Annotated in this window: 18 protein-coding genes and 1 riboswitch; of the genes, 10 read left to right on the top strand and 8 right to left on the bottom strand. The window is 57.2% G+C overall.

Features of this window, described 5'->3' with window-relative positions; translation table 11 throughout:
- Position 1 precedes the first annotated feature (1 nt).
- Complete coding sequence (gene aroC, locus KP703_RS02145) at positions 2 to 1072, top strand: chorismate synthase (protein WP_062272784.1); 1071 nt, start codon at positions 2 to 4, stop codon at positions 1070 to 1072.
- Between the two features lie 3 nt (positions 1073 to 1075).
- On the opposite strand, the gene KP703_RS02150 is transcribed toward aroC, so the two are convergent.
- Positions 1076 to 1507, bottom strand: coding sequence for an OsmC family protein (locus KP703_RS02150; protein WP_062140453.1), 432 nt, complete (start codon positions 1505 to 1507; stop codon positions 1076 to 1078).
- Between the two features lie 257 nt (positions 1508 to 1764).
- On the opposite strand from KP703_RS02150, the gene KP703_RS02155 reads away from it, so the two are divergent.
- Positions 1765 to 3264 (top strand): malate:quinone oxidoreductase, encoded by a 1500-nt coding sequence (locus KP703_RS02155; RefSeq protein WP_062140455.1) that lies wholly within the window; start codon positions 1765 to 1767, stop codon positions 3262 to 3264.
- A 54-nt stretch (positions 3265 to 3318) separates the two neighbouring features.
- On the opposite strand, the gene KP703_RS02160 is transcribed toward KP703_RS02155, so the two are convergent.
- From KP703_RS02160 to KP703_RS02190, 7 genes are all read right to left on the bottom strand, one after another.
- Complete coding sequence (locus KP703_RS02160) at positions 3319 to 4713, bottom strand: carbohydrate porin (protein ID WP_215753661.1); 1395 nt, start codon at positions 4711 to 4713, stop codon at positions 3319 to 3321.
- 331 nt (positions 4714 to 5044) lie between these two features.
- Positions 5045 to 5569, bottom strand: a complete 525-nt coding sequence (locus tag KP703_RS02165) for a 6-carboxytetrahydropterin synthase (RefSeq protein ID WP_215753662.1) — start codon at positions 5567 to 5569, stop codon at positions 5045 to 5047.
- Positions 5562 to 6290, bottom strand: coding sequence for a 7-cyano-7-deazaguanine synthase QueC (queC, locus tag KP703_RS02170; protein ID WP_215753663.1), 729 nt, complete (start codon positions 6288 to 6290; stop codon positions 5562 to 5564). The genes KP703_RS02165 and queC overlap by 8 nt, the downstream gene beginning before the upstream one ends.
- 3 nt (positions 6291 to 6293) lie before the next feature.
- Complete coding sequence (gene queE / locus KP703_RS02175; RefSeq protein ID WP_215753664.1) at positions 6294 to 6938, bottom strand: 7-carboxy-7-deazaguanine synthase; 645 nt, start codon at positions 6936 to 6938, stop codon at positions 6294 to 6296.
- Positions 6939 to 6983: 45 nt separating this feature from the next.
- Positions 6984 to 7985 carry a biotin synthase BioB gene (bioB, locus tag KP703_RS02180; protein WP_215753665.1) on the bottom strand — a complete coding sequence of 334 codons (1002 nt, stop codon included), beginning with the start codon at positions 7983 to 7985 and terminating at the stop codon, positions 6984 to 6986.
- Positions 7986 to 8120: 135 nt separating this feature from the next.
- Positions 8121 to 9161: a low specificity L-threonine aldolase gene (locus KP703_RS02185; protein ID WP_215753666.1), complete on the bottom strand. Its 1041-nt coding sequence runs from the start codon at positions 9159 to 9161 to the stop codon at positions 8121 to 8123.
- Positions 9162 to 9215: 54 nt separating this feature from the next.
- Positions 9216 to 9333, bottom strand: a riboswitch (SAM-I-IV-variant riboswitch).
- 95 nt (positions 9334 to 9428) lie between these two features.
- On the bottom strand, positions 9429 to 10202 hold the full coding sequence (locus tag KP703_RS02190; RefSeq protein WP_062140203.1) for an SDR family oxidoreductase: 774 nt from the start codon (positions 10200 to 10202) through the stop codon (positions 9429 to 9431).
- Positions 10203 to 10349: 147 nt separating this feature from the next.
- Here KP703_RS02190 and KP703_RS02195 point away from each other — a divergent pair, with 147 nt between their 5' ends.
- The 8 genes from KP703_RS02195 to KP703_RS02230 all read left to right on the top strand — a co-directional run bounded on the left by KP703_RS02195 (position 10350) and on the right by KP703_RS02230 (position 19116).
- A complete protein-coding gene (locus KP703_RS02195) occupies positions 10350 to 11273 on the top strand; it encodes a LysR family transcriptional regulator (RefSeq protein WP_215753740.1) in 924 nt (307 codons plus the stop codon).
- A gap of 99 nt (positions 11274 to 11372) precedes the next feature.
- On the top strand, positions 11373 to 11654 hold the full coding sequence (locus KP703_RS02200; RefSeq protein ID WP_062140208.1) for a DUF333 domain-containing protein: 282 nt from the start codon (positions 11373 to 11375) through the stop codon (positions 11652 to 11654).
- 1155 nt (positions 11655 to 12809) lie between these two features.
- Positions 12810 to 13496 carry a phosphoadenylyl-sulfate reductase gene (locus tag KP703_RS02205; protein ID WP_215753667.1) on the top strand — a complete coding sequence of 229 codons (687 nt, stop codon included), beginning with the start codon at positions 12810 to 12812 and terminating at the stop codon, positions 13494 to 13496.
- A gap of 50 nt (positions 13497 to 13546) precedes the next feature.
- Positions 13547 to 14341: a sulfate adenylyltransferase subunit CysD gene (cysD, locus tag KP703_RS02210; protein ID WP_061491034.1), complete on the top strand. Its 795-nt coding sequence runs from the start codon at positions 13547 to 13549 to the stop codon at positions 14339 to 14341.
- Positions 14342 to 14365: 24 nt separating this feature from the next.
- The gene (gene cysC / locus KP703_RS02215; protein WP_215753668.1) at positions 14366 to 16258 is read left to right on the top strand and encodes an adenylyl-sulfate kinase; all 1893 of its coding nucleotides are present in this window, start codon (positions 14366 to 14368) and stop codon (positions 16256 to 16258) included.
- A 136-nt stretch (positions 16259 to 16394) separates the two neighbouring features.
- Entirely contained in the window at positions 16395 to 17246 is an 852-nt protein-coding gene (gene cysT / locus KP703_RS02220) for a sulfate ABC transporter permease subunit CysT (RefSeq protein ID WP_215753669.1), read from the top strand.
- Positions 17243 to 18046, top strand: coding sequence for a sulfate ABC transporter permease (locus KP703_RS02225; protein WP_215753670.1), 804 nt, complete (start codon positions 17243 to 17245; stop codon positions 18044 to 18046). The genes cysT and KP703_RS02225 overlap by 4 nt, the downstream gene beginning before the upstream one ends.
- Positions 18043 to 19116 carry a sulfate/molybdate ABC transporter ATP-binding protein gene (locus KP703_RS02230; RefSeq protein ID WP_062272804.1) on the top strand — a complete coding sequence of 358 codons (1074 nt, stop codon included), beginning with the start codon at positions 18043 to 18045 and terminating at the stop codon, positions 19114 to 19116. Before KP703_RS02225 ends, KP703_RS02230 begins: the two co-directional genes overlap by 4 nt.
- Positions 19117 to 19253 lie beyond the last annotated feature (137 nt).

The following is a 19253-nucleotide window of genomic DNA, read 5'->3' on the forward strand; positions in this document are numbered from 1 at the left end:
TGTGTCCTACAACAGCTTTGGCCATCTTTTTCGCGTCACCACCTGGGGTGAAAGCCATGGACCGGCCATTGGCTGTGTAGTGGATGGTTGTCCGCCCCGCCTGCCTCTGACAGAGGCTGATATTCAGCCGTTTCTGGATCAGCGCCGGCCCGGTCAGTCTGCCTTTACCACCCAGCGTAAGGAGCCGGATGCCGTGCGCATCCTCTCCGGCGTGTTTGAAGGGCAGACAACAGGCACCCCCATTTCCCTGCTGATTGAAAACACGGACCAGCGGTCCCGTGACTACGGCGATATTGCTCAGACCTATCGCCCCGGCCATGCAGATCTGACGTATGACCTGAAATACGGCATCCGTGACTATCGGGGCGGCGGACGCTCTTCCGCGCGTGAGACGGCGTGCCGGGTGGCGGCAGGTGCTGTGGCGCGGCAGGTGCTGGGGCAGGGCGTGCGTATTCGCGGTGCTCTGGTGCAGCTTGGTCCGCACAAGATTGATCGGTCCCGCTGGGACTGGGATGAGGTGACCCGTAATCCGTTCTTCTGCCCGGACGCGGCCTGCGTGCCGGAATGGGAAGAGTATCTGGCTGGTATCCGTAAGGCGGGGCTGTCCATCGGTGCGGTGATTGAAGTTGTGGCGGAAGGCGTTCCGCCCGGTCTTGGCGCGCCGGTTTACGGCAAGCTGGATTCTGATCTGGCTGCTGCGCTGATGAGCATCAATGCCGTCAAAGGCGTGGAAATTGGGGATGGGTTTGCGTCTGCCGCTCTGACCGGCCTTGAGAATGCCGATCCGCTGTCCATGCAGGATGGCCAGATTGCTTTTGGTGCGAACCATGCTGGCGGCATTCTGGGTGGTATTTCCAGTGGTCAGCCGGTTGTGGCGCGGTTTGCGGTCAAGCCGACCAGTTCAATGCTCGCACCGGTGCCGTCTGTGACGCGTGATGGTCAGAATAAAGACGTCATTACCAAAGGGCGGCATGATCCGTGCGTTGGGATACGTGCCGTGCCCGTGGGGGAAGCCATGATGGCCTGCGTGTTGGCAGACCATCTTTTGCGGCATCGCGGGCAGGTTGGCTAAAGCTTAGCCAACCAGTTTGGCGTCCAGCGTAATGTTGGCTTTGAAGAGTTTGGAAACCGGGCAGCCAGTCTTGGCTTTGTTCGCCAGTTCCTGAAACTGTTCGGGTGTTGCGCCCGGCACTTCGGCTTCCAGCTTGAGGGCTACCGCATCAATCTCAAATCCATCAGCGGCCTTGTTCAGGCTTACTTCGGCTGTGGTGTCGATAGATTTTGCTGTCAGACCGGCATCTCCCAGAATGAGGGAGAGCGCCATGGAAAAACAGGCTGCGTGCGCAGCACCCAGTAGCTCTTCCGGGTTGGTGCCCGGCTTACCCTCAAAGCGCGTATTAAAACCGTAAGGCTGGTTTTCAAGGGCATGGCTTTCCGTGGAAATAGTGCCGCGCCCTTCTTTGATGGTGCCTTCCCAGTGGGCAAAGCCATGTTTTTTGATAGCCATGATATCATCCTTTTCTTCGTCGGGCGGAGAGTGCACAGAACGCGGCCTCAGCCGTTAAGTTCACGCAATGCTGCTCCGCTCTCGCAGAGATGAGAACCGTGGCGGACTGAAAATGTGGCATAGGATATGCGCATAACCACACGGGTTACCTCACGCCCGCTCTTGCACCGGAGCGGGAACCACGGCATGCGGGAAAGACCTTCTGCCCGTCTCCTGCTTCCGATGGGAAGAAATGGGCTGATAATGCGGAGACCATGATGAGTTCCACCACGACCGATCCTTCTTCATCCGTTGATGTCGCCCTGATTGGTGGGGGCGTGATGAGCGCCACCCTTGGGGTGTTTCTCCGGCAGTTACAGCCGGACTGGCGCATCAGCATTTTTGAGCGTCTGGATAGTGTGGCGGAAGAAAGTTCGGATGCGTGGAATAATGCCGGTACCGGCCATTCAGCGCTGTGTGAGCTGAATTATACGCCGCAGAAAGCCGATGGCAGCGTGGATATCAGCAAAGCTGTTGCGGTGAATGAGGCGTTCCAGATCTCCCGCCAGTTCTGGTCCCATCTGGTTGAGAACGATATTATTGCTTCTCCCCGTGATTTTATTACGCCTGTGCCGCACATGAGCTTTGTCTGGGGGGAAGCGAATGTTGCCTTCCTGCGTAAGCGCCATGAGGCCCTGAACGCCCACCCGCTGTTTTCTGGCATGGAATATTCTGAAGATCCCGCCCAGATGGCGCAGTGGATGCCGCTTGTTATGCAGGCGCGGCCGCCGGGGCAGCCTCTGGCTGTAACGCGGAGCCTGAACGGGACAGATGTGAACTATGGCGCGCTGACGCGCCTGCTGTTCAGCTATCTGACAGAAACCGGCGGCTGCACCCTGCATACCAAACATGATGTGCTGAATATCAAGCGCGGACCGGATGGGCGGTGGCAGATTCTGGTGCAGGATCTTCGCCTCAATACGCAGCGTACGGTCAATGCTCGCTTTGTCTTTATTGGGGCGGGGGGCGGTGCGCTGTCTCTGCTTCAGAAAACGGGTATCCCGGAAGCCAAAGGGGTCGGCGGGTTCCCGGTCAGTGGCCAGTTCCTGCGCTGCACGAACCCGGAGATTGTGGCGCAGCATCGGGCCAAGGTGTACGGGAAGGCTTCTGTTGGTGCGCCGCCCATGTCCGTGCCGCATCTGGACACTCGCATGATTGACGGCAAGCCCGCGTTGCTGTTTGGGCCGTATGCGGGCTTCTCAACCCGTTTCCTCAAACATGGGTCTCTGATGGATCTGCCCCGCTCCATCCGGCCTGATAACATCAAGGCTATCCTGTCCGTTGCGCGGGATAACTGGCCGCTGACCAAATATCTGATTGAGCAGGTCATGCAGTCCAATAGTGAACGGATGAATGCCCTGCGGGACTTTGTCCCCACCGCGCGGTCCAAGGACTGGGAACTGGTGGTGGCTGGCCAGCGCGTGCAGATTATCAAGAAAGACGCTCAGAAGGGCGGGGTTCTGCAATTTGGGACGGAAGTGATTTCCAGTCAGGATGGTTCAATCGCTGCTCTGCTTGGGGCGTCTCCAGGCGCTTCCACGGCAGCACCCATCATGCTGACCGTGCTGAAAAAATGCTTTGCTGAGAAGCTGCCGGAATGGGATGCAAAACTGAAAGCCATGATCCCGTCTTATGGTCAGACACTGGCGAATAACCCGGATCTGTGCGCTGAGTTGCGGGATAAAACCACGAAGGTTCTGGAACTGGCAGACGTCTGAGGTTTTGTAATCCTTCGCTGCGGGCCATGGAACACTGGCCCGCAGCAGAGGGCTTCAGAAAATTTCGATATGGCTTTTAAAGCCAAGCATGGCAGCATCAGGCAAATTGCCTTGTCCATTGGGCCGGAAATAATATTCAAAAACCGGCTGGAAGATGACGCCGCGCATGACATGGATGGCGTAATTCACTTCCAGAACGCTGGTATGCCGCTGGATGCCGGTGGCGTGGTTGATCATGGTCTGATTTTGGCTCTGTAAAAGTGCCTCGGTTTTCTGCACATTTTTGGCAATATGCGTGTAGCTGAACGCAATCCCGATGGTGTCATAAGGGCGGTTGCGCCAGAAACCCCGGTTAATCAGCGCGCCGTAAATTTCATAATCTCGCAGGGCTGTGTGCGGGTCATTATAGATCAGCCCACCAAGAGCCGTGATCCCTGAGTTTTTCTGGCTTTTACGATAGCGCAGAAGCTGCTGGTCCAGCATGAGCCAGCTTGACCAGCTATATTGGCGTCGTGCCGGTTGGGCACCCGTCAACACATAGGGTTTTCCTCTCGTGTCCCGGTAGGTGTCCGCAACCGATACATCCTGCAAGGCAGCACCAATTTTATAGTGGCCGGGCAGGCTATGGCTCCGTCCTGCTCTTGGTTCCCACCCGACTTCAACCGGCACAACATGGCCGACGATATTGGCTCCGTTGAACTTGAAGCCTGTGCGATGCTGCGCCACCTGATAAATGCCGTCTTCCGCAAAATAGACGCCCGTTTGCACGTAAACATCACGCGTCGGTCTCCCGCGTACGCGGAAGGCCCACGTGGCTGCGGGATAGCCTGGATAGTAAGAACTGTCTGAAATTCCCTTGGGGCGTCCGCAGATGCTACCGTTCATGAAGTTGCAGAACAGCTCACTGGCGGCAAAATCTGAAAGCTCGGCCATGCGGCCGCCCGCTATGGCAAGGCGGTTACCAAACAGGTTTTCTTCCGCATAGAGCATGACGAGATGCACGGCCACGTTCCCAGCCCCGCCATAATCTTCTGAGCTATGGTTGAGCCAGTCTCCAAACATGCGGTTTGCCGTGGTGCCATAACGCCCGGTCGTAATCATATGCGTGGCCAGCCCTTTCAGGCCGGCCAGCATTTCCCAGTCGATATTCAGGGAGGCTGCATATTGCCCGGCATTACTGGCCCCTTGCCGGTAAGTGCGAAATTTCTCGCCGCGGGCCGGTTTGGTGATGGCTCCTGCAAATTCATTAGTGTTGGCGAACAGAAAGGCAATGCCGCGCCGTCTCAGCCAGCTTGTCAGACCGCCGGGGTCTGCGAATACGGCTTCTGGCCGGGCAAAGGGAGGTACGGTTGAGGGGGGAGAGCCTTTATCCGGCAAAGGCGTATCAACCCGGATAGCGGGTTCATTCCTCAGTTCCTGATCATCTGTCTGGGCATAGGCTGGGGTCATAAAGAGGAACGAGAAGAAAAAGATGAAAAAAAGCGTAAGGGCTGAAGCCCATTTTTTGACGTGTTGAGACCAGATCACATCGAAAAACGGGATTTTATGAAGAAAACTCCAGAAGGAGTATGCGAGTTTTTCCAAAAATCAGCCTATTTATTTTGTTTTTATGGGTTTTCTTAATTATTCATGCAATTTCTTTGGAATTGAAGGAAGAAAGGTAAGGGTCAAGAAAATGTGTTCATCCGTCCGGCCTACGCCGTGGATGACTTCAATTTGTGGGAAGGGTTTGGATGTGCCGATACTGGTTAGAAAACCATCCGGCACGGCGGCTCAGTCGTCAGTCGGAAATCGACATATCCGCACGGTGCCACCAGCAGGCCTCAGGCGGGCGAACGGCCGGGATCATGTCATCCGGGTTGCCGCTGAAGGTCACGGTATTGGTCGGCGTTTCCTGCAGCGAGACTTCCGTGCAACGGAGCACGTCGCCATCTGCACGCAAAAAGGCGCTGAGTTTCGCCATCATCAGGCAGACCATCAGTTCCGTTGTCGGGTCACCCGGTGTGATGACAATGCGCTGCGCCCGGGCAGGCTCGTTGGTCTGGAACCATGCCAGCAAGGGATCATCTTCCGCCAGTTGCAAGGCGTGATCCAGTTTTTCATCTACAAAGCGATGCCATGTGCTTTTTGCCCGCTGGAACGAGACCGGCATATTACCTTTCCCATCCAGCCGCGTGCGGGTCGTGGGGCTGAGGCGTACAATTACAAATTCATTGTGCCCGTGGGGCAGGGCACAGGATTCACTAGCTCCGTGGATCAGCCGGTGGCCCATGGAAAAGCGACGGGTAAAAACCAGATCAGGCATTGGTCTTCTCCGCCACATACTCTTCCCACCCGGCGCGGCGCAGGGCGCAGGCGGGACATTCTCCACAGCCATGCCCCCACGGGTGCAGGGTGCCGCGGTCTCCCAGATAACAGGTGTGGCTTGCCTCATTGATCAGGGACACAAGCGGAGCCCCGCCCAGGTCTTCAGCCAGTTTCCAGGTTTCGGCTTTATCAATCCACATCAGCGGTGTGTGCAGCACGTAGCGTGAGTCCATGCCAAGGTTCAGGGCGACCTGCACGGCTTTAATGGTGTCATCCCGGCAGTCGGGATAGCCGGAATAATCTGTCTCGCACACGCCGGTGACAATGTGGCGAATACCGCGGCGGGCGGCGAGGGCTGCGGCAAAGGTCAGGAAAATGATGTTGCGACCGGGCACGAAGGTATTGGGCAGGCCATCTTTTTCCATGGCGATTTCTGCATTGCGGGTCAGCGCCGTTTCAGAAATATTGCCCAGTGCTCCCAGAGCAAGGGTGTGGTCCATGCCCAGCCGCTCTTTCCAGAGCGGATTTTGGGCGCGCAGGCCATCCCGCAGGGTCTCGCGGCATTCCAGTTCCACCGCATGGCGCTGCCCGTAATCAAACCCCAGCGTTTCCACCCGCCCAAAGCGGGCGAGGGCCCATGCCAGACAGGTTGCGGAATCCTGGCCGCCGGAAAACAGGACCAGAGCAGCTTCTTCAGAGGCGCGTGCGGGAGTAGACATGGGTCAGGGAATACCGGTCAGCTTGTGGGTCTGTAAAGAAAGGCCCCATTTGGGGTGGGCCAGACAATAACGGATGGCAGCCTGTATATTGTCGTTCTGGTTCGGCCCGTCCATGGGTTGGAGCCAGAAATGCTTGAAATCAAGATGTTCCAGTGTGGCCGGATCAAGCCCCGGCTGCGGATAGACCAGCTTGAGTTCTGTGCCGCTCGTCTGTGCCAGTGCCGCGCCCTCTTTGGGGCTGATGCATAGCCAGTCGATGCCCTCCGGTGCGTGCAGCGTGCCATTGCTTTCCACCGCAATGGTGAAATTGCGGGCATGCATGGCGTCAATCAGAGCCGCATCCAGCTGAAGTAGCGGTTCACCACCGGTAAAAACCACCAGCCCCGGCACCGTCATGGCGTTGCCAGACACGGGCCAGAGGCCGGCAATGGTCTCGGCCAGCTTCTCGGCAGTTTCAAACTTGCCGCCGCCATCACCATCCGTGCCGACAAAATCGGTATCACAGAACTGACAGATGGCCTCGGCCCGGTCAGATTCCCGACCAGACCACAGGTTACATCCTGCAAAACGACAGAAGACGGCCGGTCGCCCAGCCTGTCCACCCTCACCCTGCAGGGTGAGAAACATTTCCTTGACCATATAAGACATGCGACAGCTCCTGACGCAGATCAGGCAAGGAATGCAAGAGACATTTTAGACAGAAATGCCAGTTGTATGCATGCCCAGCTTATCCAGCAGCTTGCGATCCCGCGAAGCCTGCGGGTTTGGCGTGGTCAGCAGGCGCTCACCGTAGAAAATGGAATTTGCACCGGCAAGGAAGCACAGGGTCTGTGTTTCATCGCTCATATCTTCACGACCAGCGGCCAGACGGACCCGGCTTTTGGGCATGCTGATACGGGCCGCAGCAATCATACGGACAAAATCCAGCGGATCGACTTCTTCAGACTCACCCAGCGGTGTGCCCTTTACGCGCACCAGCAGGTTGATCGGAACGCTTTCCGGGTGCGCGGGCAGAGAGGCGAGGGCGGCAATCAGACCGGCGCGGTCTGTCTCATTTTCACCCATGCCGACAATGCCGCCACAGCAGACATTAATGCCCGCATCCCGCACGTTGGACAGGGTATCCAGCCGGTCCTGATAGGTGCGGGTGGTGATGATGTCGCCATAATAGTCCGGCGAGGTATCCAGGTTGTGGTTGTAGTAATCCAGCCCGGCATCCCGCAGCTTGCCAGCCTGTCCGGCATCCAGCATGCCCAGTGTCACGCAGGTTTCCAGACCAAGGTCTTTGACGCCTTCAATCATGGCGCAAACGGTTTCCAGATCATGCTCCTTGGGGGAGCGCCATGCGGCCCCCATGCAGAAGCGGCTGGCCCCGGCTTCCTTCGCCTTGCGGGCTTCTGTCAGCACGGCATCGACGGCCATCAGACGCTCGGCCTTAACGCTTTTTTCGTGCAGCGCGCTCTGCGGGCAATAGGCGCAATCTTCCGGGCAGCCACCGGTTTTGATGGAGAGCAGCGTGGAAATCTGCATTTCCGTGGGGTCAAAATGCGCCCTATGTGTTGCCTGAGCACGGAACATCAGCTCCGGAAACGGAAGGTCCAGCAGAGCCTGAATTTCCGGCACCGTCCAGTCATGACGGACTTCCGGCAAAGGGGCTGAGGGAGAACGCGTTACAGGAGAAGAACCGTCAGGCATGCGCAAAGAACCAGATTTTAAGTGGAAAGCAGGACTGAATATATCCGGTTTACCCCGGCAAGACCAGCCTGCAGAACGTCGGGGATGGCCCGGATTGAGATTTCATTTCGGGCCATAGGGAAAAGAAATATCCGGCTAGAGTGTTGCATGCAGGCTTTTAATATCCGCTGCCAGCGCATCGACCTGAGTAAGATCCGCATCCCACGCGAACATGAAGCGCGCGCCACCGCCAATAAAGGTGTAAAAGCGCCAGCCTTTCTCTCGCAGGCCCTCCAGCAGAGTTGCCGGGGCTTTCAGGAAGACAGCATTGGCTTCTGGGGGGAACATCAGTTCCAGCCCGTCAAGCGGGGTAATCTGTTTGGCCAGATGCGCAGCCGCAGCGTTGGCGCTTATAGCATTGCGGAGCCATGCCCCGCTTTCCAGAACGCCAACCCACGGGGCAGCCAGAAAGCGCATTTTGGACGCGAGTTGTCCGGCCTGTTTGCAGCGGTAATCGAACCCTTCCGCCAGATCGCGGTCAAAAAACAGAATGGCTTCCCCAACGGCCATGCCGTTTTTTGTGCCCCCGAAGCACAGGACATCCACGCCGGATTGCCATGTCATCTCCGCGGGCGAGCATCCAAGGGCAGCACAGGCATTGGCAAAACGGGCACCGTCCATATGCAAACGCAGGCCCAGATCACGGCAGACAGCGGAAATGGCCTGAATTTCAGCCAGCGTATAAACCTGCCCGGTTTCGGTCGGTTGAGTAATGGTAACGGCGCGGGGTTTGGGGAAGTGAATGTCCGTTCGTTCTGTTGCCAGCGTGCGAATGGCGTCAGGCGTCAGCTTGCCGCCCTCTGTGGGGGCAGGCAGCAGCTTAGAGCCGTTGGAGAAGAACTCTGGTGCGCCGCATTCGTCAGTTTCCACATGGGCCAGAGCGGAGCAGATCACACTGTTATAGGACTGACACAGCGAAGCGAGGGCCAGTGCGTTGGCTGCCGTGCCATTGAAGGCAAAAAAGACATCACAGTCTTTTTCAAAGAGGGTGCGGAAGGCGTCCGCCGCGCGGGTGGTCCAGATATCCTCGCCATAGGCTGGCACGTAGCCCTGATTGGCCTCCTGCATGGCGGCAAGAGCCTCGGGGCAGATTCCGGCATAGTTATCGCTGGCAAACTGTTGGGTAATCTGTGTCATGTTTGATCTCTTCAAAACGGTACGAGATCAAAAGACAAAGCGACGACGCGCGTGGCATGGGTCCGTTATTGCCGGTCTTCTGGCCACATCCCTTCACTGCAAGGCAGGGAAGGCACCACCTTGCACGGACGCAGGTTGGTGTCAGGCGTCGGCCTGACTCTTGATGCTTCTGACCCTACTCATAAATATTCGATGAAAAAACACAACAATTTGTTGGAAAGGCGTGGGGAAGGAGCGGTGCGTGCGCTCCTTCCCCAAAAGGCCGGGTTATTTGGTGGTGTAACCGCCATTGACCAGAATGGTCTGGCCCGTCATCCACCAGCCTTCCGAGACCAGAAAACGGACGAACGGTGCAATATCTTCAATGTCCGTCAGACCCGTTTTGCTGAAGGCAGACAGGGCGGCGGCGGTTTTATGATACGCCACGGCCTCCGGTGCTTCCTGACCGTAAAAGAACGGCGTGTCCATCGGTCCCGGACCAATGGCGTTCACCGAAATGCCGCGTGCACCAAACTCCTTGGAGGCTGCCCGCGTGAAATGTTCAACCGGAGCCTTGGCACCTGCGTAGGTGGAATAGAATGGGGTGTAAGCCCCCAGCAGGGACGTGACGAGGGTCAGTAGTTTGCCGTTGTCATTCAGGTGCAGCCCGGCTTCCTTGATGAAGAAATAGGCCGCCTTGGAATTGATGGCGAACATCTCGTCAAACTCGGCTTCCGAGGTTTCCACAATCGGCTTTTTCAGCACTTTGCCGACGGTATTGATGGCAATATCGGGCTTACCGATGGCGGCAATGGTGTCCGCAAACAGTTTGCTGTTAGCGGCTGCGGTCGTCAGGTCTGCCTGCAGGGCAACGGCCTGCACACCGGCGGCTTTCAGGTCGGCCAGAGTTTTTTCGGCCTCGGGGCGGCTCGCGTCACTATTATAGTGAATGGCAATGGCTTTGACGCCATGCGCAGCGAGATCGCGGGCAATCAGGCCGCCAAGGTTCTTGGCGCCGCCTGTAATCAGAGCGGTTTTTCCTTTGAGACTGTGGTCTGCCATATCCGGTTGTCCTTTCCTTGAAAGACACCGCAGGATGCGGACTTTCATGAGGGAAACAGTATCATTTCATTTTTCTTAATAAATAGGTGTCTTTAGACAACACTTGTCGTATAATCCGAACAATTGAGCGTGCTACCCGAGGGTGTTGTGGATCGGATTGATCTTTTTCGTATTTTCCTGCGTGTGGTGGATTCTGGCAGTTTCTCAAGGGCTGCGGATACACTCAACATGCCCCGGTCTTCCGTTTCTACAGCTATTCAGGCGCTGGAAAGCCGGGTAGGGGCGCGCTTACTATCCCGCACAACACGCACCGTTTCCACCACGGCGGATGGTCGGGCATTTTATGATGTCTGTCTGCGACTGGTGGCGGATGTGGAAGAGGCAGAAGGCCTGTTCCGCCGAGATAAAGCTTCGCCGCGTGGCGTTTTGCGCGTGGATATGCCGGGGCGGATCGGGCGGTTGATTGTAGCTCCGGCGTTGCCGGATTTTCTGGAGCGCTATCCTGAGATTGATATTGAACTGGGGGTAACGGACAGGCCTGTCAATCTGGTGGAAGACGGGATTGATTGCGTGCTGCGCATCGGGCCTTTGCAGGATTCCGGGCTGATTGCCCGCAAGGTTGGCGAACTGGCGTTGATTAACGTTGCAAGCCCTGCCTATCTCGCTCGTTACGGCATGCCCGGCACTCCCCAGGATCTGCCGAAGCATCTTGCTATCGGCTATGCGTCTGCCTTCAGTGGGCGCGTAGAAGAATGGGAGTGGCAGGAAGGCGGGCAGCTACACACCTGTGCCATGGCTAGCCGTGTGACCGTCAACAGTGCGGAAGCCCTGATAGCCTGCTGTCTGGCCGGGTTGGGACTGATTCAGGTGCCAGCCTATGATGTGCAGCACCACTTGAAGGCAGGGGAGCTGGCGGAAGTCCTGCCTGCGTGGCGGGCAGAGCCTATGCCGATGACGTTACTCTACCAGCACCGTCGACATTTTTCTCATCGCTTGCAGGTCTTTGCGGACTGGCTGTGCGCGTTGCTGGAGCCATGTCTGCATGATGCAGGTGAGGGGCGATCTGCGTGAAAAACGTGGAAAAGGTGCGCAGAGGGCTGTGCAGGGCGTGACAAATCCCGACCCATACGAGAGACTGTCTTTCAGATAATCAAAACAGGACGCACTGCCATGACCCTTACGTTTTCTCGTCTGACCCGAGCCGCACTGGCGGTTTGTGCCGCAGGGATGCTGGCAGGGTGTGAGCATAATACGCAAGACCAGAGCCGCAACAGCGTTCGGCCGCTCCGTATTCCCAATCCGGCAGCGCTTTATTGTACCAAAAAAGGTGGCACGCTGAGCATGCAGCAGGATGCGACCAAAGGACAGGTTGGCTACTGCCATCTGCCGGACGGCACAGTGATGGACGAATGGGAACTGTTCCGCCGGGATAATCCCAAGCCGACAAAATAACAGCGGAGTGCAGAGAACGTCCGCCAGGTCTGATCGGTCTGCCACGGCAGGACTGGTTGTCTGGCGGGTGTTGATGCTGTGATTTATTGAAAAATTAAGGGCAGGGCCTGTATCAGGGCTTTTGCTTTGAATGGTTTCTTAGCGTGGAGCTGATTCTGGAGATCCGTTCAGTGCAATAAGCCTGAGATGATGGTCGACAGATCCGGTGAACAAAGGCGCATAAGAGATCGTGGTTTTGCGAGTGTCGGTAGTTCAGGCGCGTCCTAGGGCGCTGCGGCCTCATTAGAAACACTCGCTGTGCGCAGACCAAGTGATGAACAACTGATCCTGTGATACGTCTGGTGCGCCAATCCAATAGGATCATCGGAGCTGATCAGACTGAGAACCGTGGGACCTTCAGCTTCTAATTACTGGCGTGGAGCACATGCATCACCATACAGAAAGCCCACAGCAGATCATGACAGTTGAGGGGAATGGATCTGGCGGGATTTTTGATGCCTGACCCGCTAGGACATAAATCGCATAAGATATATTATGCCAACTAAATGATATCCGAGGGTGGATATGGTGGCGGGTTATGCCGGATCTGTCGACCGCCACACAACGGGATTGCTGGGCCTGCCGGCTTCTGTAGATGTCTGAGGAGTTTTGCAGACCGGCTGCGTGGAAAGTATCCTAGTGCATTGTTTTGGAATAATTTTTCTGGATCAAAGCAGATTCAGATGCATGTGAGGCGCGTATAAAGCGTCAGAGAGTGCTCTGAAGTGTTTTCCGCGATGAATAGTCTCGGTGACGTTGTTTGGCTCTGTGGGCCTCTTTGACGGGACTCTCCTGCTCGCCGTCGTGTGTGCGCCTCTTCCGCCTTCTGCATGAACGCGCAGTTCCGTACCATCCCACGAGACAAAGCTGGCTCCGACATTCGATCCGCTTGTTTTTTCAGTGACTTATGCCGATCAGATTGTTTCAAAAATGACAAATAACATTTCGGCAAAAGACATAGCGTGCTTTTCAGGCTAGAAAACATCATCTGTGTATGTGGAATACCTTACCTGCAAAATACGAAATTCTTTCGTGGAGAATGGGCTTGAAGCGGCATCTATTTACGTGCAATATCCTTTAAATACTATTTCACGTAGTTGTTATTGGAATTCCCGAATGTCTGTTGCCCGGTCAGTTCTGACAGTCTTGCGCTCCCAGGCCCAGGATCCTGTCAGACTTCTCAGCACAGCATCTGCTCAGCTTGGTAAAAAGGTGGGCGTGCTGTCCTCCTTTGGCGCGGAATCAGCCCTTTTGCTGGCTTTTGTGGCGGAAGTAGATCCGGATATGCCTGTGCTGTTTCTGGAAACGGGTAAGCATTTTCCAGAAACGCTGGCTTATCGGACGGAACTGGCGCGCTTCCTTGGCCTGAAAAACGTGATTGATATTCGGCCCGCACCGGCCGAGGTGCAGGAACGTGACCCAACCGGCGAACTCTGGGCGTTTGACCCGGATGCCTGCTGCCGTCTGCGGAAAGTTGAACCGCTGGATCTGGCAACGTTGCCTTATGAGGCACTCATAACCGGTCGCAAGCGCTCTCAGGCTTCCACCCGTGCCGCTCTGCCAGTGGTGGAAGAAAAGGAGGATGGCGCAATCCGCCTGAACCCGCTGGCGCTCTGGGAGGCTGAAGACATTACGCGGGAAATGGCCCGCCGCGGCCTGCCCCCGCATCCGCTGGTGGCGGAAGGCTACCTCTCTATCGGCTGTGCACCCTGCACGCGCCCTGTTGGTCAGACTGCAGACCCGCGCGCCGGGCGCTGGGCCGGACTGGCCAAGACAGAGTGCGGCATTCACACGGCTTCCTGAACGTTCAGGACACCTTAATCTCTCTTCTCAAAACAGGTTTGACCAGACAAATGGACCATCTTGATCAGCTCGAGGCACAGAGTGTCTTCATCCTTCGGGAAGCCTATCGCAAGCTTAAGCCTCTCGCCATGTTGTGGTCTTTGGGGAAAGATTCCAACGTCATGGTCTGGCTGGCCAAAAAGGCTTTTCTGGGCCGCGTGCCCTTCCCCGTCATGCATGTAGATACCGGCAAAAAATTCCCGGAAATGTATAAATTCCGGGATGAATATGCCAAAAAATGGGATCTGGACCTGCTGCTGGGCACCTGTCCGCCAGTTGAAGAGATGGACCCGTCCCTGCCGCCAGCCGCGCGTTCCGCTGCGCGCAAGACGGCAGGTCTGGCCGCGATGATTGAAAAGCACAAGCTGCAGGGCGTGATTGCCGGTATCCGTCGGGATGAACAGGGCACACGGGCCAAGGAACGCGTTTTCAGCCCGCGTGGTGCCAGCCACAAGTGGGATATCCGCAACCAGCCGCCAGAATTCTGGGACCAGTATGCCACCCCGCATGAGGAAGGCATGCACATCCGTGTGCATCCTCTGCTGTCATGGCGGGAGATTGATATCTGGCGCTACATCGAGCGTGAAGGCATCCCGCTGGTGGACCTGTATTTTGCCAAGAACGGCAAGCGGTATCGCTCTCTGGGCGATCAGGACATTACCAACCCGGTTGAAAGCAATGCCAGCACGCTGGCTGAGGTTATTGCTGAACTGGAAACCACCCGTACGTCCGAACGGTCTGGCCGGGCCATGGATCACGAATCCGAAGATGCCTTCGAGCGGCTGCGCGTCGCCGGTTATCTCTGAGCCTTAGCGGACTGGAATAGAATTATGACGAATACGCTTTCCCCCTCTGTGGCTCAGTCTCAGGAGCCCGCGACGCCGATCGTTATCGTCGGTCACGTCGACCACGGTAAATCAACCCTGATTGGCCGCCTGCTGCATGACACGGATAATCTGCAGGACGGCAAGGTCGCCCAGATTATTGCGTCTTCCAAAAAGCGCGGGCTGAAAGTTGAGTGGAGTTTCCTGCTCGACTCCCTTCAGATCGAGCGCGATCAGGGTGTGACGGTTGATTCCACCCGCATCCCCTTCCTGCTGAATAAGCGGGAGTTTGTGATTGTGGATGCGCCGGGTCATCGCCAGTTCCTGCGTAACATGATCACCGGCGCTGCGGATGCGGAAGCCGCTGTGCTGGTGGTGGATGCGGCTGAAGGTGCTCGGGAACAGACCCGTCGCCATGCCATGCTGCTGCACCTTATCGGCATCCGGCATGTGATTGTTCTGCTGAACAAGGTTGATCTGCTGGACTTCGATCAGACGAAGATTGAAGCTGCAGAAAAATCCGTCTCCGAACTCCTCACAAAGCTGGATCTGGAAGCCGCTCTCTTTATTCCGGCCTCTGCGCGTGATGGTGATAACATTGCCAGCCGTTCCGACCGGATGCCCTGGTATAGCGGCCCGACCCTGACGGAAGCTCTGGCACAGGTCCCCTCGCCTGCGTCTCGCGCGGAACTGCCGCTGCGCCTGCCGGTGCAGGATGTCTACCGCTTTGACGACAAACGCTATGTGGCCGGTCGCATTGAGCGTGGCCGGGTGCGCGTGGGCGATACAGTGATTATCGGCACGCAGAAAACCCCTGCGAAGATTTCTTCCATCGCAAGCTGGCACACTGCGCCGCAGATTTCTGCTGCTGCGGGTCAGTCCGTCGCTGTTACGCTAGAGCCGGATGTGATCCCGGACCGTGGGGATCTGCTCCACAAATCAGAAACTCCGCCGGTTGCGGCCTCCCGCATCCGTACGCGCCTGTTCTGGCTGCGTCAGGAGCCGCTGCATGTGGGGGAAAGCTTCCATCTGCGTCTGGCGACAGCGGAACATGCCGTGACGGTGACGTCCATTGATTCCGTCGTGAATCTGGACGACCTGCAGAAATATGCGGGCGAGGAAGTCCCGGCAGAAGGCTTTGCAGAAATCACGCTTTCTGCTGCAGAAACCATTCTGTGTGACCCCTTTGTTCCGGGCACGGCAGACGGGCGCGGCGTTCTGGTGGACCGTCAGCAGCGTATTGTTGGTGGTGCGCCGCTTCTGGGGCCTGCTGCTATCGCTGATGGTGAAAAGGTTATTCACCCCACAGGAAGTACCGTCACGACGCAGGACCGCACACGGGCGAAGGGCCATCGTGGCGGCGTGTTCTGGCTGACAGGGCTTTCTGGCTCTGGCAAAAGCACTCTGGCACGCGCAACGGAAGCAGCCCTTTTTGCTGATGGTGTGGACGTTACCGTTCTGGACGGCGACACTTTGCGTGCCGGCCTGTGCAAGGATCTGGGTTTCTCTGAAGCTGACCGGACTGAAAATGTCCGTCGGGCAGCGGAAGTCGCCCGAATTCTGCGCGATGCCGGTCAGGTTGTGCTGGTCGCACTGATCTCCCCCCTGCTCTCTGACCGCGCTTTGGCTCGTCAGATTCTCGGGGAAGAGTTTGCTGAAGTCTTTGTGGATGCAGACCTTGCAACCTGTGAGCAGCGTGACCCCAAAGGGCTGTATGCTGCGGCACGGTCTGGCAAGATCAGCGGCTTTACGGGCATTGATGCGCCTTACGAAGCGCCGGTCAGCCCTGCCCTGCACCTGAAAACCAGCGCAGGAAGTGTTGAATCCGAAACGAAAACACTTGCATCCTTCATCAAAGACACCGTCAGATTGTCAGGTGCGCTGAAAGCCCGCTCTTAATCAGGGCGAAGCACGGGTCAGAATAGAGTGTTGCCGTGCGTAACCTGTGTTCTGGCTCGTGCGCTTTCAGGGCTGTGCCTGAGGATGGCGGCAGGAGAAGGATGAAGATGAGTTCCGGTCAGGCTTTTAACGCAGCATGAAGCAGGCTGTTTTGTCCTTTTTGCGGGGTGGCGGGTCCGCCTTGCCCGGTTATCGACTGGCGCTAGGGGTAACCCTTCTCTGGACGGGCTTTTTTATCGTCCTTCCCTTGTGCGCGCTAATCATCCGCCCCTGGCAGGATGGTGTGGGCGCTATGGTCGCGGCAACGCATGACACCCGTATGTTTGCCGCTCTGTGGACCAGTTTTTCCAGCGCTTTTCTGGCAGCCTTACTGAATGCGCCCCTTGGGTTGCTGCTGGCGTGGGCGCTTGTGCGCGGGGATTTGCCGGGTCGCAAGATTGCGGATGCGCTGATTGATCTGCCTCTTGCCCTGCCGACCGCCGTATCCGGCATTACACTCGCCACGCTTTACGGCCCGCAGGGCTGGCTTGGCGCACCCCTCGCAAAGCTTGGTCTGGTGCTGGCTTATAGTCGGACCGGCATTGTGCTGGCTCTGATGTTTGTCGGCCTCCCCTTTGTGGTGCGCACGGTTGAGCCTGTGCTAAAAAACCTGCCGCGCGACATGGAAGAAGCCGCCGTTCTGCTGGGGGCCAGACCCTGGCAGGTGGTCACGCGCGTCGTCATTGCCCCTCTGCTTCCAGCTTTGGTGACAGGCTTTGGTCTGGCCTTTGCGCGGGGCGTTGGGGAATACGGCTCTGTGATCTTCATTGCAGGCAATCAACCCTTCAAGAGTGAAATTGCCCCTCTGCTGATTGTCGTCCGTCTTCAGGAATTTGATTACGCGGGAGCCACGGCTATAGCGCTGATCCTGTTGCTCACTTCCCTGCTCGCGCTGGTTCTGGTCAGTCTGGTGCGCAGGCGGTTGTCTGTGTGGGGGGAGCAGAGATGAGAAAATATTCTCTCTGGGTTCTCACATGGGGATTGATTGTTCTGGTGCTGCTTATGCCTCCTGCGGTGGTGGTGGCGGAGGCTCTCAAGAATGGTCTGGCTCCGGCGCTCGCTTCTTTGTCTGACCCGGACGGTCTGTCGGCCATCTGGCTGACGCTGGAGGTTACGGTCGTCTCCGTGCTGGCAAATACCGTTTTTGGGGTGATGGCCGCCTGGGTGCTGACAAAATATCGCTTCCCCGGCCGGTCTGCTCTGCTGGTGCTGGTTGAATTGCCGCTGAGCATTTCCCCGGTTGTGTCGGGCCTTGTCTGGCTCCTGCTGTTTGGCGCTCAGGGTTGGTGGGGACCCGCGTTGGAGCAGGCGGGTATTCATATTGCCTTTGCCGTGCCCGGTATCATGCTGGCCACCATCTTTGTCACCTTGCCTTATGTGGTCCGCACCCTTGTGCCGCTGATGGAGCAGCAGGGGCGCGATGCGGAAGAGGCCGCCATGCTGGCCGGGGCCGGGTTCTGGAATATTCTCTGGCGGGTCACGCTGCCCGGTGCGCGGGTTGCCCTGTTTTCCGGCATTTTGCTCACAACGGCGCGGGCTATGGGTGAGTTTGGTGCGGTTTCCGTCGTGTCCGGCCATATTCCGGGCATGACCGAGACCATGCCGCTGCATATTGAAAGTCTTTATAATGGATACCAGACCGTTGCGGCCTTTAGCATGGCTGCGCTGCTGGCTGGCATGGCGATGATGGCCGTCTTGCTCCGCTCCGCGCCGGAGTGGCTGGCCCGCTGGAGGGAGAAGCAGGCATGAGTGTGCAGGTTGAGCATCTGGTGCGCTATGCACCGGGCAGCACGCGGCGTCTGCTGAATGATGTCTCTCTGGATGTACCAACAGGGGCGTTTGTGGCGCTGGTTGGCCCCTCAGGTGCCGGGAAAACAACCCTGCTCCGGGCTATTGCCGGGCTGGATACGTTTGAGCAGGGCACCTTGCTGCTGGATGGGCAGACGATGGGGACCATGCGGGACCGTGCCCGCAAGATTGGCTTCGTTTTTCAGAATTACGCCTTGTTCCCCCATATGACGGTAGCAAAAAACATCGCTTTCGGGCTGGATGTGCTGCCCCGTTCCGAGCGCCCTTCCCGCTCCGCTATTGCGGCGCGCGTGCAGGAGCTGCTGGACCTTATGCAGATCCCGGATGCCGGAGCATCCTACCCGGCGCGGCTTTCCGGCGGGCAGCGGCAGCGTGTGGCGCTTGCCCGTGCATTGGCAACGGGGCCTAAACTTCTGTTGCTGGATGAGCCCTTCGGGGCGCTCGACCCTATTGTACGGCGCTCCATCCGCACATGGCTGAAAGCCCTGCATGAGCGTCTGGGGCTGACCACCATTCTGGTCACGCATGATCAGGATGAAGCCGTAGAAATAGCAGACCGCATTGTCGTGATGCAGCATGGACAGATTGTGCAGGATGCCACGCCGGAAGACCTGAACCGTAACCCGCAGACAGCGTTTGTTATGGAGTTCCTCGGGGAAGCGCCATCTTTTAACGGCGTCGTGCAGGATGGTCTGATGGTGCCGGATGAAGCGGGCCTTCTTCCCTTTGCGGTCGATGCGTCTGTTGCTCCCGGACCGATAACGGCCATGCTGCGACCTTATGAAATTCAGGTATGCAGCCCTGACGAGCGTTCAGCGCAAGAGCCTGCTCTCTCCCTCATCGCGGAGGGAGCGCGGAACGGTTATCGGCATTATAGAGCGCAGCTGGCTGAGCGTTCTGTACCGTTCAGCATTCCTGATTGCACAGAAAATACTGTGGAAATTCAGGCCTCTGGCTTGCTTGATATCAGCCGGGCCCGACTGTTTCGGGATGGAGAACGCTGCGGATAAACGGGTCCCTCTGAGCCGTTACGTTATTTTATCACGAAGCGACGTGCTTCATCTATGATCACTCAAAACGGCGCGTGGTATATTGATAATATATCACGCATGATGTAATTTCTTTTCCCAAGGATCGTTCCGGAAAG

The sequence above is a fragment of the Acetobacter sp. P5B1 genome (assembly GCF_018811985.1).
GTDB classification, from domain to species: domain Bacteria; phylum Pseudomonadota; class Alphaproteobacteria; order Acetobacterales; family Acetobacteraceae; genus Acetobacter; species Acetobacter cerevisiae.